The 14,425-nt window shown below is 67.9% G+C and carries 12 protein-coding genes; 9 read left to right on the top strand and 3 right to left on the bottom strand.

Annotated elements, in window-relative coordinates; genetic code table 11:
- The first annotated feature begins 134 nt into the window (after positions 1-134).
- The 5 genes from ACKN61_RS01845 to ACKN61_RS01825 all read left to right on the top strand — a co-directional run bounded on the left by ACKN61_RS01845 (position 135) and on the right by ACKN61_RS01825 (position 5,921).
- Positions 135-1,187, top strand: a complete 1,053-nt coding sequence (locus ACKN61_RS01845; RefSeq protein WP_031372152.1) for a LacI family DNA-binding transcriptional regulator — start codon at positions 135-137, stop codon at positions 1,185-1,187.
- On the top strand, positions 1,184-2,482 hold the full coding sequence (gene fucP / locus ACKN61_RS01840; RefSeq protein WP_408952038.1) for an L-fucose:H+ symporter permease: 1,299 nt from the start codon (positions 1,184-1,186) through the stop codon (positions 2,480-2,482). The genes ACKN61_RS01845 and fucP overlap by 4 nt, the downstream gene beginning before the upstream one ends.
- Complete coding sequence (locus tag ACKN61_RS01835) at positions 2,482-3,492, top strand: carbohydrate kinase family protein (protein WP_408952037.1); 1,011 nt, start codon at positions 2,482-2,484, stop codon at positions 3,490-3,492. The genes fucP and ACKN61_RS01835 overlap by 1 nt, the downstream gene beginning before the upstream one ends.
- On the top strand, positions 3,489-4,703 hold the full coding sequence (locus ACKN61_RS01830; RefSeq protein ID WP_408952036.1) for an AGE family epimerase/isomerase: 1,215 nt from the start codon (positions 3,489-3,491) through the stop codon (positions 4,701-4,703). The genes ACKN61_RS01835 and ACKN61_RS01830 overlap by 4 nt, the downstream gene beginning before the upstream one ends.
- 852 nt (positions 4,704-5,555) lie before the next feature.
- Positions 5,556-5,921: a SnoaL-like domain-containing protein gene (locus ACKN61_RS01825; protein WP_408952035.1), complete on the top strand. Its 366-nt coding sequence runs from the start codon at positions 5,556-5,558 to the stop codon at positions 5,919-5,921.
- 315 nt (positions 5,922-6,236) lie between these two features.
- Here ACKN61_RS01825 and rpoD read toward each other — a convergent pair whose 3' ends face one another.
- The gene (gene rpoD, locus ACKN61_RS01820; RefSeq protein ID WP_031372147.1) at positions 6,237-8,102 is read right to left on the bottom strand and encodes an RNA polymerase sigma factor RpoD; all 1,866 of its coding nucleotides are present in this window, start codon (positions 8,100-8,102) and stop codon (positions 6,237-6,239) included.
- Between the two features lie 71 nt (positions 8,103-8,173).
- Complete coding sequence (dtd, locus tag ACKN61_RS01815; RefSeq protein ID WP_408952034.1) at positions 8,174-8,614, bottom strand: D-aminoacyl-tRNA deacylase; 441 nt, start codon at positions 8,612-8,614, stop codon at positions 8,174-8,176.
- A gap of 154 nt (positions 8,615-8,768) precedes the next feature.
- On the opposite strand from dtd, the gene ACKN61_RS01810 reads away from it, so the two are divergent.
- From ACKN61_RS01810 to ACKN61_RS01795, 4 genes are read left to right on the top strand one after another with little or no spacing between them, the layout of a single operon-like run.
- Complete coding sequence (locus ACKN61_RS01810; protein ID WP_408952033.1) at positions 8,769-9,689, top strand: lauroyl acyltransferase; 921 nt, start codon at positions 8,769-8,771, stop codon at positions 9,687-9,689.
- 33 nt (positions 9,690-9,722) lie between these two features.
- The gene (locus ACKN61_RS01805; RefSeq protein WP_408952032.1) at positions 9,723-11,162 is read left to right on the top strand and encodes a tetratricopeptide repeat protein; all 1,440 of its coding nucleotides are present in this window, start codon (positions 9,723-9,725) and stop codon (positions 11,160-11,162) included.
- A complete protein-coding gene (locus tag ACKN61_RS01800; protein ID WP_408952031.1) occupies positions 11,162-11,752 on the top strand; it encodes a PH domain-containing protein in 591 nt (196 codons plus the stop codon). The genes ACKN61_RS01805 and ACKN61_RS01800 overlap by 1 nt, the downstream gene beginning before the upstream one ends.
- On the top strand, positions 11,752-13,263 hold the full coding sequence (locus ACKN61_RS01795; protein ID WP_408952030.1) for a PH domain-containing protein: 1,512 nt from the start codon (positions 11,752-11,754) through the stop codon (positions 13,261-13,263). Before ACKN61_RS01800 ends, ACKN61_RS01795 begins: the two co-directional genes overlap by 1 nt.
- 10 nt (positions 13,264-13,273) lie before the next feature.
- On the opposite strand, the gene ACKN61_RS01790 is transcribed toward ACKN61_RS01795, so the two are convergent.
- Positions 13,274-14,344: a CDP-glycerol glycerophosphotransferase family protein gene (locus ACKN61_RS01790; RefSeq protein ID WP_408952029.1), complete on the bottom strand. Its 1,071-nt coding sequence runs from the start codon at positions 14,342-14,344 to the stop codon at positions 13,274-13,276.
- Positions 14,345-14,425: the final 81 nt, after the last annotated feature.

Genomic DNA, 14,425 nt, shown 5'->3' with positions numbered 1-14,425 from the left:
GACCCAGGCCCCTTCATGCTGCAATGCAGAATGCAGGGACGGGCCTGAGGCCGCAGGATGACGGCATTTAGAACGATCCAAAAGCCGCCGAACGCCATGATTGCCGACCGACCACCCCTTGTGAGGTGTCAACGATGAACGACGCGCCCGCTCCTCGCGGCCGGGTCACCCTGGCCGACATCGCCCGTGCCTGCGGTCTGTCGCGTGCGACGGTCTCGCTGGTCCTGCGCGGCAGCCCGCTGGTCCATGCCGACACCCGCGCCCGGGTCGAGGCCGAGCTCAAGCGCCAAGGCTACGTCTATCACCGCGGCGCGGCCAATCTGCGGCGCAAGGTGTCGACCGGCGTGGCCCTGGTCATCAACGACCTGTCCAACCCCTTCTTCGCCGAATTCGCCGCCGGCGTCGACGAATGGCTGGCCACGGCCGGTTTCGTCACCCTGCTCGGCAGCACCAACGAGTCGGTCGAACGCCAGCAGGCGGTGCTGACCTCGCTGATGGAGCACGACCCGGCCGGCATCATCCTGTCGCCGGCCGAAGGCAGCGACGGCGCGCGCGTGCGCGCCCAGGTCGGCGAACGCACGCCGGTGCTGGTGTTCAACCGCGAGCTGGATTCCACCGACTGGGATTTCCTCGCCCTCGACAACACCCACGGCGCGCGCCTGGCGACCCGCCATCTGCTCGAACGCGGCCATCGCCGCATCGCCTTTTTCGGCGGCCATCGCGATTCGAGCTCGTGCCGGCAACGCCGCCAGGGCTATCGCGAAGCCTTGGCCGAGGCCGGCGTCGATCCCGAGCCGCAGTGGCTGGTGGAATGCGCGCCGACGCGTCTGGAAGCGGCGCAGCAGACCGGTGCGCTGTTCGTGCGCGACCCGGCCCCGACCGCGGCGGTCTGCTACAACGACGCGGTCGCGCTGGGCCTGATGGCCGGCCTGGTCGCACGCGGGCGCCGTCCGGGCGGCGATTTCGCCGTCATCGGCTTCGACGACATTCCCGAAGCCTCGGTGGCCTCGCCCACCCTGACCACGATCGCGGTCGACCCGCGCGCACGCGGCCGCCAGGCCGCAGAGCTGATCCTCAAGCGCCTGCGCGACCCCGACATGCCGCCCGCCCATACCGTCGCCCCCGTCCGGCTGCAGGCACGCAGCAGCAGCGAGGTGCTCGTTCCGCCGCCCGGAGAGTCCGCATGACCCGTCGCGACATGTCCTACACCGCCGCACTCGCGGTGGTGACCACGATCTTCTTCACCTGGGGCGGCCTGACCAGCCTCAACGATGTGCTGATCCCGCATCTGAAAGCCGTGTTCCAGATGAACTACGCGCAGTCGATGCTGATCCAGTCGACCTTCTTCGGCGCCTACTTCCTGATGTCGCTGCCGGCGAGCAAGGTGGTGGCGAAGGTCGGCTACAAGAACAGCATCGTGATCGGGTTGATCGTGGCCGCGGCCGGCGCGGCGCTGTTCTTCCCGGCCGCGCGCATACCGTCGTATCCCTTGTTCCTGGGTGCGTTGTTCGTGCTCGCCAGCGGCATCACCCTGCTGCAGGTCTCGGCGAACCCCTACATCAGCCTGCTCGGCGACCCGGCCGGCGCGCCGAGCCGGCTCAACCTGGCGCAAGCGCTGAATTCGCTCGGCACCACCTTGTTCCCGTACGTGATCGGCCCGCTGATCCTATCGACCGCGGTGCTCGGCACCGCCGAGCTGGCGGCGATGTCGGTCGCCGAGCAGGCGGCCTACCGCGCGCACGAAGCGGCCTCGGTGCAGATGCCGTACATGATCATCGCCGGCTGCCTGCTCCTGCTCGCGGTGTTCGTGTACCAGATGCGCATCCCCTCGCTGGCCGAAGCCACCGAGAGCGCCGACCCGGTGCACCACAGCTTCGCCGAAGTGTTGGGCCAGCGGCATCTGTTCTTTGGGGTGATCGCGATTTTCGTCTACGTCGGCGCCGAGGTCTCGATCGGCAGCTTCCTGATCAACTACATCTCGGCGCCGGAAATCGGCAACATCGACCACGCCCAGGCCAGCGAATACCTGGCGTATTACTGGGGCGGCGCAATGGTCGGCCGCTTCATCGGCGCGGCCTTGCTGCGCCGCTTCGATGCGCGCCGCCTGCTGGCGCTGTTCGCGGTCGCCGCGATCGCGCTGCTGGCGCTGACCATGAGCACGAAGGGTTCGGTCGCGATGTGGGCGGTGCTGTCGATCGGCCTGTTCAACTCGATCATGTTCCCGACCATCTTCACCATCGCCATCGAGCGCCTCGGGCCGATGACCAGCAAGGCTTCGAGCCTGCTGATCATGGGCATCGTCGGCGGCGCGGTCATTCCGTGGTTGCAGGGCGTGTTGTCCGACCGGATCGGTATCCAACCTTCGTTCGTAATTCCGGTGGTGTGCTACGCCTTCATCGTCTGGTACGGCTGGCGCGGTTCGCGCGTGCTCGCCGGCCAGGGCCAGCACGTCACCGCCCAGGCTTCGGGAGTGATGCATTGATGTCCGTTGTGCTATCCGCAGAACCGCGCAACGGCGCAATCGTCTGCTTTGGTGAGGCCCTGATCGATTTTCTCGCGCGTCCCTCGTCGGTCGCCGGCGAGCCGCGTCACTTCGTCGAATACGCCGGCGGCGCGCCGGCCAACGTCGCCGTCGCCGCGGCCCGCCTGGGCGGCAATGCGCGCTTCGTCGGCATGCTGGGCGAAGACATGTTCGGCGACTTCATCGCCGCGCAATTGCAAGACTACGGCGTCGACACGCGCCACCTGCTGCGCACCGCCGAGGCCAAGACCGCGCTGGCTTTCGTCTCGCTCGACGGCGACGGCGAACGCAGCTTCAGTTTCTACCGCCCGCCGGCCGCCGACCTGCTGTTCCGCGACTCGGACTTCAGCGGCGACAGCTTCGCCGAGGCCGGCGTGTTCCACGTCTGCTCCAACAGCCTGACCGAGGAATCGATCGCCGCGACCACACTGGCCGGGATGCGCCGCGCGCGCATGGCCGGCGCCCTGGTCAGCATGGACATGAACCTGCGGCCGTCGTTGTGGCCAGCTGGCTTCGACCCGGCGCCGCGCCTGCTGGCGGCGCTGCTCGAAGCCGACCTGATCAAACTGTGCGGCAGCGAGTTCGAATTCCTGGCCCGCCACCTCGGCGGCGAGGAAGCCGCATTGCAACGCTTGTGGCACGGCTACGCCACCTGCGTGCTGATCACCGACGGCGCCACCCCGATCCGCTGGCACACGCGCACGCGCCAGGGCGAAGTGCCGACCTTCCGGGTCGCCCCGTCCGACACCACCGGCGCCGGCGACGCCTTCGTCGGCGGCCTGCTGCAGCGCTTGTCGACCCTGGGCGTGAACGCCGCCGGCTTCACCGATTTCCTCGAACGCGAGGCCGACTTCATCGGCGCGCTGCGCTATGCCGCGGCCGCCGGCGCCCTCGCCACCACCCGACACGGCGCCTTCGCGGCGATGCCGAGCGCGGCCGATGTCGAACGCCTGATGCAGGAACAGTCATGAATCTTCCGCTGCACCCGCTTCCCGATTTCCGCAAGGCCGAGACCTTGCGCGCGCACATCGCCGACACGATGGCGTTCTACGATCCGGTCGCGCGCGACCCGGACGGCGGCTTCTTCCATTATTTCCGCGACGACGGCTCGGTCTACGACGCTTCGCACCGGCACCTGGTCAGCAGCACCCGCTTCGTCTTCAACTACGCGATGGCCGCGATCGAGTTCGAGCGCGAGGACTATCGCGAGCTCGCGCGCCACGGCCTGCGTTATCTGCGCGAGAAGCATCGCAACGCCGAGACCGGCGGCTACGCCTGGACGATCCGCGACGGCCAGCCCGAAGACCGGATGAACCACTGCTACGGCGGCGCCTTCATGCTGCTCGCTTATTCGACCGCACTCAAGGCCGGCATCGACGAGGCGGCGGCGTGGATGGACGAAACCTGGGAGCTGCTGGAGCAGCGCTTCTGGGAGGCGCAGCACGGCCTGTACCGCGACGAAGCCGACGCCGACTGGAACTTCAGCGACTACCGCGGCCAGAACGCCAACATGCACATGTGCGAGGCGATGCTGGCGGCCTACGAGGCGAGCGGCCAGCGCCGTTACCTCGACCGCGCACTGACCTTGGCGCAGAACATGACCCAGCGCCAGGCGGCGAAGTCCGAAGGCCTGGTGTGGGAGCATTACGACCGCGACTGGAACATCGACTGGGATTACCACCGCGACGACCCCAAGCACCTGTTCCGCCCCTGGGGTTTCCAGCCCGGCCACCAGACCGAGTGGGCCAAGCTGCTGCTGATCCTCGACCGCCATCTGTCGCCGAGCGGCGAGGCGCCGGCGTGGCTGCTGCCGGCCGCGCGGCATCTGTTCGACCTCGCGGTGGCGCGTTCCTGGGACAGCGAGCACGGCGGCCTGTTCTACGGCTTCGCCCCGGACGGTTCGGTCTGCGACGACGACAAGTATTTCTGGGTGCAGGCCGAATCGCTGGCGACCGCGGCGCTGCTCGCGGCGCGCACCGGCGACGACCTGTACTGGCAGTGGTACGACAAGCTGTGGGCTTACGCCTGGCAGCACATGGTCGATCACCGCTACGGCGCCTGGTACCGCATCCTCGATCGCGAGAACCGCAAGTACAGCGACGAGAAGAGCCCGGCCGGCAAGACCGATTACCACACCATGGGCGCGTGCTACGAAGTGATGCGGTTGCTGCGCCAGGGTTGACCGCGTGGCGTTATCGTGGGGTCGAAACGGGGCGCATTGCGCCCCGTTTGCGTTGCTGCGGGGCCTTTGCTTCGGGGTAGGAGCGGCGCGAGCCGCGACCGCCATGCCTCAACTCGCGTTGCACTGTTGAGACTTCTGTAGGAGCGAGGTAAGTCGCGACCACGCTGCGACGGGTTCGCACCGCTTACATCAAGCAAGATCAAGGCCAGGATCAAACGCTAAAGGCTTCCGCCACTAAAGCGGCGGGGTAACTTTCTTTTGTCTAAAGCAACAAAAGTCCGTCTGGATTCCCTTCGGGCAAAAGTCACCAAAGAAGTTGCTTTTGTTTTGAATCACTAGCCCGCACGCTCGATGCCGACGCAGGGCTCTACATACGGGACATCCCTGTCCCGATGAAAAACGGTGCGCATCCCTGCGCGCCGCCCTTTGGGTCTTCGATAGCCTTCGCTAGTGCGAGGGGTGCACAGCATTCACAAAATTCTTATTGCAACGGCGGTTGCAGCTGCGAACCCCTAGGCATGCTGCTTCCGGGTAGGAGCGGCGCAAGCCGCGGCCGCGAATCGACGGTTACGCCGTAGCTGCGAGGTCGCGGTCGCGGCTTACGCCGCTCCTACAGGGGATTTCGGTCGGTATCGCCGCGAGACCGATGCGTCGCGGTCGCGGCTTGCGCCGCTCCTACCCTTGGTTGCGTCGTTTTCTGTAGGACCGATGCGAATCGCAACAGGCCGACGCCGGCCGGCACGACGCATTCATCTCCCGCTCGTCGGGAGAGGGCCTTCAATCGCGTCGCTCCCCGCCACTAGCGGTCAAGCTCGGCCCTATCCTGAGCCCCCACCCCAAGGATCGCCCGCCATGGATACCCAGCAAATCGCCAATCGCTATGTCGAGCTGTGCCGCGCAGGCAAACACGAACAGATCCAGGAAGAGCTCTACGCCGACGACGCCGTCAGCATCGAGGCGCCCGGCAATCAGGGCGGCCCGCTCGGCAACGTCGAAGGCCTGGCGGCGATCCGCCAGAAAGGCCGCGACTTCATGGCCGATGTGATCGAGATCCACGACAGTTGGTGCAGCGACCCGGCCGTCGGCGGCGACTGGTTCAGCCTGGCCATGAGCATCGATGCGACCTACAAGAGCATGGGCCGCATGCCGATGGCCGAGGTCGCGGTGTACAAGGTGCGCGACGGCAAGATCGTGCACGAGCAGTTCTTCTACGGCTGAGCGCGGCTGCGGAACCAGCATAGCGACGCGACTCATTCGCTCGGCATGGCGTTGCATGGCATGGCATGGCGCGATACAGCGCGGTGCTTTGTTGTGCGATGCGATGCGATGCGATGCGATGCGATGCGATGCGATAAGAGAATTCCGCGCCACAGGCCTCAGCGCAATGCCCGCGGCATCGATAGCTACAGCCTGATGCCGTCATCCGCAGACTAAGCCGCACGCCGCCGGGCGCCGGATGGAACTCGGACCGGCGCAAACGAAACAGGCCCCGCGAGCGGGGCCTGTTTCCTTACGCAACCGAAGCGACGCCGATCAATCGATGTCGAGGAAGCTGCGCAGTTGTTCCGAACGGCTCGGGTGACGCAGCTTGCGCAGCGCCTTGGCCTCGATCTGGCGGATACGCTCGCGAGTGACGTCGAACTGCTTACCGACCTCTTCGAGGGTGTGATCGGTATTCATGTCGATGCCGAAACGCATGCGCAGCACCTTGGCTTCCCTCGGGGTCAGGCCGGCGAGCACGTCGCGGACCGTCTCGGAGAGGTTGATGTTGGTGGTGGCTTCGACCGGGGACTCGACGTTGGTGTCTTCGATGAAATCGCCGAGGTGCGAATCCTCGTCGTCGCCGATCGGCGTCTCCATCGAGATCGGTTCCTTGGCGATCTTCATGACCTTGCGGATCTTGTCCTCGGGCATGTCCATCTCTTTCGCCAACTCTTCCGGCGTGGCCTCGCGACCGTACTGCTGGAGCATCTGACGCGAGATGCGGTTTAGCTTGTTGATCGTTTCGATCATGTGCACCGGGATACGGATGGTGCGCGCCTGATCGGCGATCGAACGGGTGATGGCCTGACGGATCCACCACGTGGCGTAGGTCGAGAACTTGAAGCCGCGGCGGAACTCGAACTTGTCGACCGCCTTCATCAGACCGATGTTGCCTTCCTGGATCAGATCGAGGAATTGCAGACCGCGGTTGGTGTACTTCTTGGCGATGGAGATCACCAGGCGCAGGTTGGCCTCGACCATCTCCTTCTTGGCCTTGCGCGCCTTGGCTTCGCCATAGGCCATCGCACGGCTGATTTCCTTGATGTCGGCCAGGGTCAGGAACGAGGCCTGCTCGATCTCGATCGTGGTCTGCTGCTCGACGATGATCTGGTCCTTCACGTCGCGCAGACCCGACGACCACTTCTGCTTGCGCTTGAGCAGCTCGTCGACCCATTCCAGATTGGTCTGGTTGCCTTCCCAGGCGCGGATGAAGTCCTTGCGCGGCATCTTGGCGATGCGCGTGGCCAGGTCGAGGATCTTGCGCTCGTGGTCCTTGATCGAGCCGACCACGTCGCGCAGGTTGCGCATCAGGTTGTCGGTCAGGGCCAGCGGCAGCTTCAGGGTGACGAACACGGCGGCGATGTCTTCGCGCAGCTTGGTCGCCGCCTTGGCGCCGGCGCCGCCCTTGCCCTGGGCCTTGAGGAACTTGCCGTACAGGTCGGCGATGGCCTCCATGCGCGCGGCGACTTCGACCGGGTCCGGACCGGAGGTGGTCTCTTCGGTCTCGGCATCGTCGCCGGCGGCTTCGACTTCTTCGTCGTCGTCCGCGTCGGCATCGGCGTCGGCCACCACCACCGGCGGTGCCGGCGGCTCGGGCTCTTCGTCGAGGTGATCGTTGAAGCCGACCACGATCTCGGCCAGGCGCTTCTTGCCGGCCTTGTGCTGCTCGTAGTCTTCGAGGATCAGCTGGATCGTGGAGGGGAACAGGGCAAGCGAAGCCTGGACCTGGTTCAGGCCCTCTTCGATGCGCTTGGCGATGGCGATTTCGCCCTCGCGGGTAAGCAGCTCGACCGTGCCCATCTCGCGCATGTACATGCGCACGGGGTCGGTGGTGCGGCCGCCTTCGCCGTCGAGTGCGGTCAACGCCGCCGCGGCTTCTTCAGCCGCGGTGTCGTCGACTTCGCGATTACCGGTGTTGCCGTCGGCGAGCAACAGCGTTTCGGCATCGGGGGCAACTTCGTGCACCTCGATGCCCATGCCGTTGATCATGCCGATGATGTCTTCGATCTGTTCCGCGTCGACGAGATCGTCGGGCAGGTGATCGTTGACCTCGGCATAGGTCAGATAGCCCTGCTCCAAGCCCTTGCTGATCAGGAGCTTGATATCGGACGGAGGGGGCTGACGTTCGTTGGCCATGGGCTGCGCCACCGCGCTATTGAGGGTAGGGAACGCTCCAGTATATCAGGTCCGGCCTGGGAGGCCGGGTCTTAGGACCGGAGGAGAAAGGTGACCGGGCCGTCGTTGACCAGGTTGACGACCATATGGGCGCCGAAGCGGCCGGTTTCCACCCCTCCGGCATGACGTTGCCGGCAGGTTTCGACCAGACGGTTGAATAACGGTTCAGCCAGGCCCGGGGCGGCGGCCGTGCTGAAGCCCGGACGCATGCCGCTGCTGGTATCGGCGGCCAGGGTGAACTGACTGACCAACAGCAGCCCGCCGCCGGTATCGGCCAGGCCGCGGTTCATGCGGCCGGCATCGTCGGCGAAGACCCGGTACCCGAGCAGGCGTTCGGCCATGCGGGCGATCTGGGGTTCGCCGTCGCCGGGTTCAACCCCGACCAGGGCCAGCAGGCCAGGGCCGATCGCACCGACGGTTTCGCCGTCGACGACGACCGAGGCTTGGGTGACGCGCTGGATCAGACTCAGCATGCGGGCTCGTGCGATCTGGAAAGTCGGACGCGAGTGTAAAGCCTGCATCGTGCCGGCATCGGCGCCGTGCCGGACCCGATCTGCGCCGCATCCGGCAGGTATCGTCTGGTCCGGCCGCCACGGTGGCGCACAGGCCAGCGGCTACACTCGCGCGATGACCCGATTCGTCGCCCGCCTGCTGTATGTCTTCGCCAGCGCGCTCGGCCGCCTGCCCTGGTCCTGGCAGATGCGCCTGGGCGACGCCATCGCCGCGCTGTGGCAGCGCCGCAACGCCCGCGAGAGCCGGGTCGCCCGGGTCAACCTGGAGCTGGCCTACCCGAAGTTGCTGCCGGCCGAGCGCGAGCAGTGGCAGCGCGCGATCGTGCGCACCACTTCGCGCCAGGCGGTCGAGACCCTGCGCCTGTGGACCCGGCCCCATGCCGAGAATCTCGGCCTGCTGCGCGAGCAGCACGGCACCGAGTTGTTCGACGCCGCGCTCGCTTCCGGGCGCGGCCTGATCGTGGCGGCGCCGCATTACGGCAACTGGGAGCTGCTGAACCAGTGGCTGGCCTTCCGCACCCCGCTGGCGATTTTGTATCGCCCGCCGGAGTCGCCGATCGGCGAGGCGTTCCTCAACCTGGTGCGCGCCGACACCGAAGCCGAACGTGTGACCCAGGTCCGCGCCGAAGGCTCGGCGGTGCGCCAGCTGTGGAAGCGCCTCAACGCCGGCGGCGTGGTCGGCATCCTGCCCGACCAGCAACCCAAGGCCGGCGACGGCGAGTTCGCGCCGTTCTTCGGCGTGCCCGCGCTGACCATGACCCTGCTCGGACGCCTGGCCGAACGCACCGGCGCGACGGTGTTGTTCGCGTACTGCGAACGCATCGACACGCATCCGGATCATCCGGCGTTCGCCTTGCGCATCGAAGCCGCGCCGGACGGCATCGCCGATCCCGATCCGCAACGCGCCTGCGTCGCCCTCAACGCGGCGGTAGAACGTATTGCGCGCCGCGATCCGGCCCAATACCAGTGGACCTACAAACGCTATACGCTGCGCCCATCCGGCAATGGCGACGACAACCCCTATCGTTCGAGATAGGACGCCGGTCCGTCGGCTCGACAAGGACGCCTCATGCGTTATGCGCTATTGCTGCTTGCCCTGCTGTGCGGCCCGGCCACGGCCGCCGCGCAGGGCGACGACCAGGCCGAGGTCAATGCCGTCGATGCGGCCTGGAACCGCTACACCCGGCTCGCCGCCAAGGACGACGGCGCGAGCGCCGGGCTGATCGCCGAATCGACCGCGCAGCATTACGCCTTCCTGCGCGACGTCGCCCTGTACGCCTCGACCGAACAAGTCCGCCGCCTGCCCCTCGCCGACCGCCTGACCGTCTACGGCCTGCGCGCGAAGTACGAAGCGCCGGTGCTGGCCGGATGGGACGGCCGCGCGACGTATCGCCATTGCGTACAGGACAAGCTTTGCCATGTGGTGATGCGCCACGCCGACGGCAACTTTCCGTCGCTGAGTCACGTCGCCATGATCGATGCCGATAGCGCGCTCGGCGAAGTGCAGCCGCCGACCGGCGAGCGCTACGTGTTCGGCCCCGAATTCGTGCGCGAAGGCGGGGGCTGGAAGACCCGTCCGGAACGCCAGACCGAAGAGCTGTCGAAGTTCATGACCGCGGTGGCCGCGCAATCGGGCGGCGAGACCGCGCTGTTGCAGCACCTGCTCGGCGATTTCCTCGGCGAGGGCCAGGCGCCGTCGAACCTAAGCGCGCTGGAACTGGCGCCGCGCGACGACGCCGCGCAACGCAATCGCCTCAACGAGCGTTGGCCGGATTACCAGGCCCACGTCGACACCCAGATCGCTGCGATCAAGCGCAAGGCCGATGCCGGCGAAGCGCTGGCGCAGTACTTGTACGGACGCCTGCTCTACACCGGGCTGGAATCGCGCCGCATCGCCGCCGACCGCGACGCCGCCCTGGCAGTGCTCGAACGCGCCAGCGACAGCGGCCATGCCGAATCGGCGTTGGCGGTGGCGAACATCCTGCTGTCGACCAACGACCGCCTGTCGTTGAGCCCGCAAACCCTGCGCCGCGCCCTGCCGCATCTGCGCCGCAGCGCCGAAAGCGGCAACCCGCAGGCGATGATGGGCTACGCCGATTTCATCCGCGCCGGCGCCGCCGGCCTGGCCAGCGACTGCAGCCAGGCCATCGAATGGCTGCGCAAGGCCGAAGACGCCGGCATGGCGCAGGCACGCAACGACCGCGTCTGGATCCTGGCCACCTGCCCGATCGCGGGCCAGCGCGACGCCAAGCAATCGTTGGCCCTGAGCCAGCACATGATCGCCAGGCGCGAGCAACTGCGCGCCACCGAACTCGATACCGTCGCCGCCGCGCTCGCCGCCAACGGCGACTTCGCCCAGGCGATCGCGTTCCAGACCGATGCCCTGGCCCGGCTCAAGGACGGCGAACTCGACCCGAAGTCGCGCGCGCGCATGCAGGGCCGTCTCGCGCTGTATCGTCAGGGCCGCGACTACACCGAAACCGAACTGCTGTACGCCAAAGAACCCTGATGACGGATACGCCCGACCCCACCGCCTCCACCGAGCCCGCCTCCACCGAGCCTGCCTCCAGCGAGCCCAGCCCGGCGCCACCCGCAGCCGCACCCGCCGCGACGACGCCCGACACCGGCTCGAACGGCTGGCAGAAACTGCCCTCGCGCGCGGTGCTGTTGTGCACGATCGATGTCAGCCTGTCGCTGGCGATCGTGTTCGCGATCGCCGGGGTGGTCCTCGGCGTGCTCACCGTCGGCTCCTGGGTCGGCATCGCCAGCGGCCTCAGCGGCGCCCTGCTCGGCGCCGGCATCGGCACCTGGATCGGCTTGCGCCGCTACCGCAACACCTTGTGGCGGCTCGACGCGCACGGCTTCGCGGTGCGCCGCGGCGTCGCCTGGCAACGCGAAACCCTGGTGCCGCTGACCCGGGTGCAACACCTCGACCTCAAGCACGGCCCGCTGCAACGCTTGCGCGGCCTGGCGACCCTGGTCGTGCACACCGCCGGCACCCGCCACAACGCGGTCTCGATCGACCATCTCGACGCGCAGGACGCCGAGCGCCTGCGCGAGCGCCTCGGCCGCCAGCTCGACCACGACGAAGACGCCTGATGAGCGCGCCGGGTTCGACCGTATCGCCGGACGACGAAAGCACGCGGGCCGACCGCCGCCTGCATCCGATGTCGTGGCTGTTCGTGCTGATCCAGCAGCTCAAGCAGTTCATCGTGCCGCTGGCCGCGCTGGTGTTCTTCGGTCGCGGCGACCGCAACGAGCTGTGGCCGCTGATCGGCGTCGGCGCGCTGGTGCTGGTGGCGCTGTGGCGTTATTTCACCTACCGCTACGGCATCGGCAGCAATGCCGTGGTGGTGCGCAGCGGCCTGTTCAACCGCAGCCTGCGGGTGATCCCGTTCGTGCGGATCCAGAACGTGGCCCTGCACCAGACCGTGCTGCACCGATTGTTCGGCGTCGCCGAAGTGCGCATGGAATCGGCCGGCAGCAAGGAGCCCGAAGCGCAGATGCGCGTGCTCAAGCTCGACGACGCGTTGGCGCTGGAAGCCCTGGTGCGCCGGCGCGGCGCGGCCGTCGCCGAAGGCCAGGCCGAGGACAGCGCCGACGTGCTGCTGCGGCTGCCGCCGGCCGAAGTGCTGCGCCTGGGCCTGGTCTCCAACGGCGGCCTGGTCCTGATCGGCGCCGCCCTGGCCGGCCTGTCGCAGTACACCCCCGATTTCAACGCGCGCGTTCCCGGACGCATCGGCAGCCAGGCGACGCGCTGGCTGTCCGGCCATGTCCAGGCCTATCACCTCGACGCGATCGGCGTGGCCCTGATCGCGATGGCCCTGATCGCGCTGATCGCCGGCCTGCTCAAGCTGCTGTCGATCGTGCTGGCGCTGCTGCGCTACTACGGCTTCGAACTCAGCGAACACGGCCGCCGCCTGACCGCCGAACGCGGCCTGCTCGGGCGCTGGCGCACCACCGTGCCGCGCCGGCGCATCCAGGCATGGACGCTCGAGGAAGGCCTGATGCACCGCTTGCTCGGGCGCCGCGGCCTGAGCGTGGACACGGTCGGTGCCGAAGCCAACGAAGACGGCCGTTCGCTCAAGGAACTCGCGCCGATCGCGACGCCGCAGGCTTGCGACGCCTTGATCGAACGCTTGCTGCCGCGCGCCGACTGGGATCGCCTGGAATGGCGCGCCCTGCCGGATGCGACCTGGTGGCGGCTGTTTCTGCCCGACGTGCCGTGGGCCTTGCTCGCGGTGTTCTCGCTGTATTGGCAGGTCGGTGCCTGGAGCGCACTCGCCCTGCTGTGGCTGCCGTGGGCGGCGTTCAAGGCGCAGCGGCGCACCCGGCGCATCGGCTATGCGTTCGGCGAGGTCTTGATCGCGGTGCGCGAAGGCTGGTGGCGGCGTTCCTGGCGCTTCGCCGAGCTCGACAAACTGCAAGCCTTGCAGCTCACCCGCTCGCCGCTCGACCGCCGCTGCGGCACCGCCACCCTGTGGCTCGACACCGCCGGCGCCGGCGCCCTGGCTCCGCCGCTGCGGATCCGCTTTCTGCCCGAAAACGAGGCCCGGCAAATTTACGCCCGGCTCGCGGCGATCCTTTCGCAACGCCCGCTGCGCTGGTGAGGCGCTGCGCTCAGGCGCCGCGCCCCCAATAACCGAGTTCGCGGCGGATCTGCAGGCCGCGCAGCAGCGACGACCACGGCTTGCGCCGCAGACGGCCGAGACGGCCGGCGAGCAAGTCCTCGGTCGCGGCGATCACGCGCTGCGAGGAGCGCCCGTCACGATAAGGATGGATCGCGTCGGCATAGGCGTCGATCGCGGCCTGCAATTCCGGGCCCGGCGCGAACGCCTGCTCGAGCTGCGCGGCCAGCGCCGCCGGATCGTCGAAGTCGATCATGTGCGGCTTCGGCGCGCGGTTGCGGAAGGTCACCACCGGTTTGCGCTGGACGACGAACTCCGACACGACCGAGGTCGTGTCGGCGACCAGCACGTCGGCCGCGCGTTGCGCCGAGATCAGGTCTTCGGTTTCGACGAAGGTCGCGTTCGCGCCGGCCAGCGCGCGATAGCGCTCGAACAGTTCCGGCGCGCACTTGGGATGCAGGGTCAGCAGCCAGTAACGCTCGCCCGTGGCGATCTGCGCGGCGATCGCTTCCAGCAGATGCGGCGCGGCGCTGAGGCGCTCAGTGAAAGTCGAGGCGAACAACACGGTCTGGCGGCGACCGGCGAGACGGCGCCATTTCGCCGCGCCGCCGTCGTCGTCTCCGAACAAGGGATCGAGCTTGGGCCAGCCGGTCTCGACCACGGCGAAATGCCCGGCCTGCGCGGCCAGGGCGCGGAACGGCGCGGTCGTCGCCGGGCCTTGCGTGCAATACAGGTCGAACAGGCCGCGCACGCGGAAATGGCCGCGCGCGTCTTCGCGTTTTTCGACGTTGAAGCCGTGGAACAACTGCACCTTGGCGCCGGCGACGAACGGCGGCACCCAGTTCGCGGCGCTGAACACCGCGCGCGGCCTCAGCGCGACCGCGGCGCGCAGGCCCTCGCGCCCGGGCGCGAGCATGCGCACCGGCGCCGGCAGGGTCGACGCCGCTGCGCCGTCGGCGAACCAGGCGTGGGCAGTGTGCCCGGCCGCATGCAGCGCATCGGCCAGCGGCCGCAGGATCGGCAAGGCGTAACGCTCGGTCGCGAACAGCAGGTAATCGGACATGGCGGTGGAGTCGGGGCGAGGGGCGGGGCGAGAAGTGAGTTTAGAGGAGTGGGCAGTGAGTGAGAGCCCCAGCCGCCGCGG

Origin of the sequence: Lysobacter sp. Hz25, from assembly GCF_046097045.1 — a bacterium.
GTDB lineage: Bacteria > Pseudomonadota > Gammaproteobacteria > Xanthomonadales > Xanthomonadaceae > Lysobacter > Lysobacter antibioticus_B.
The sequence above is the reverse complement of the archived record's forward strand: the minus strand, read 5'-3'. Positions and strand labels throughout refer to the sequence as shown.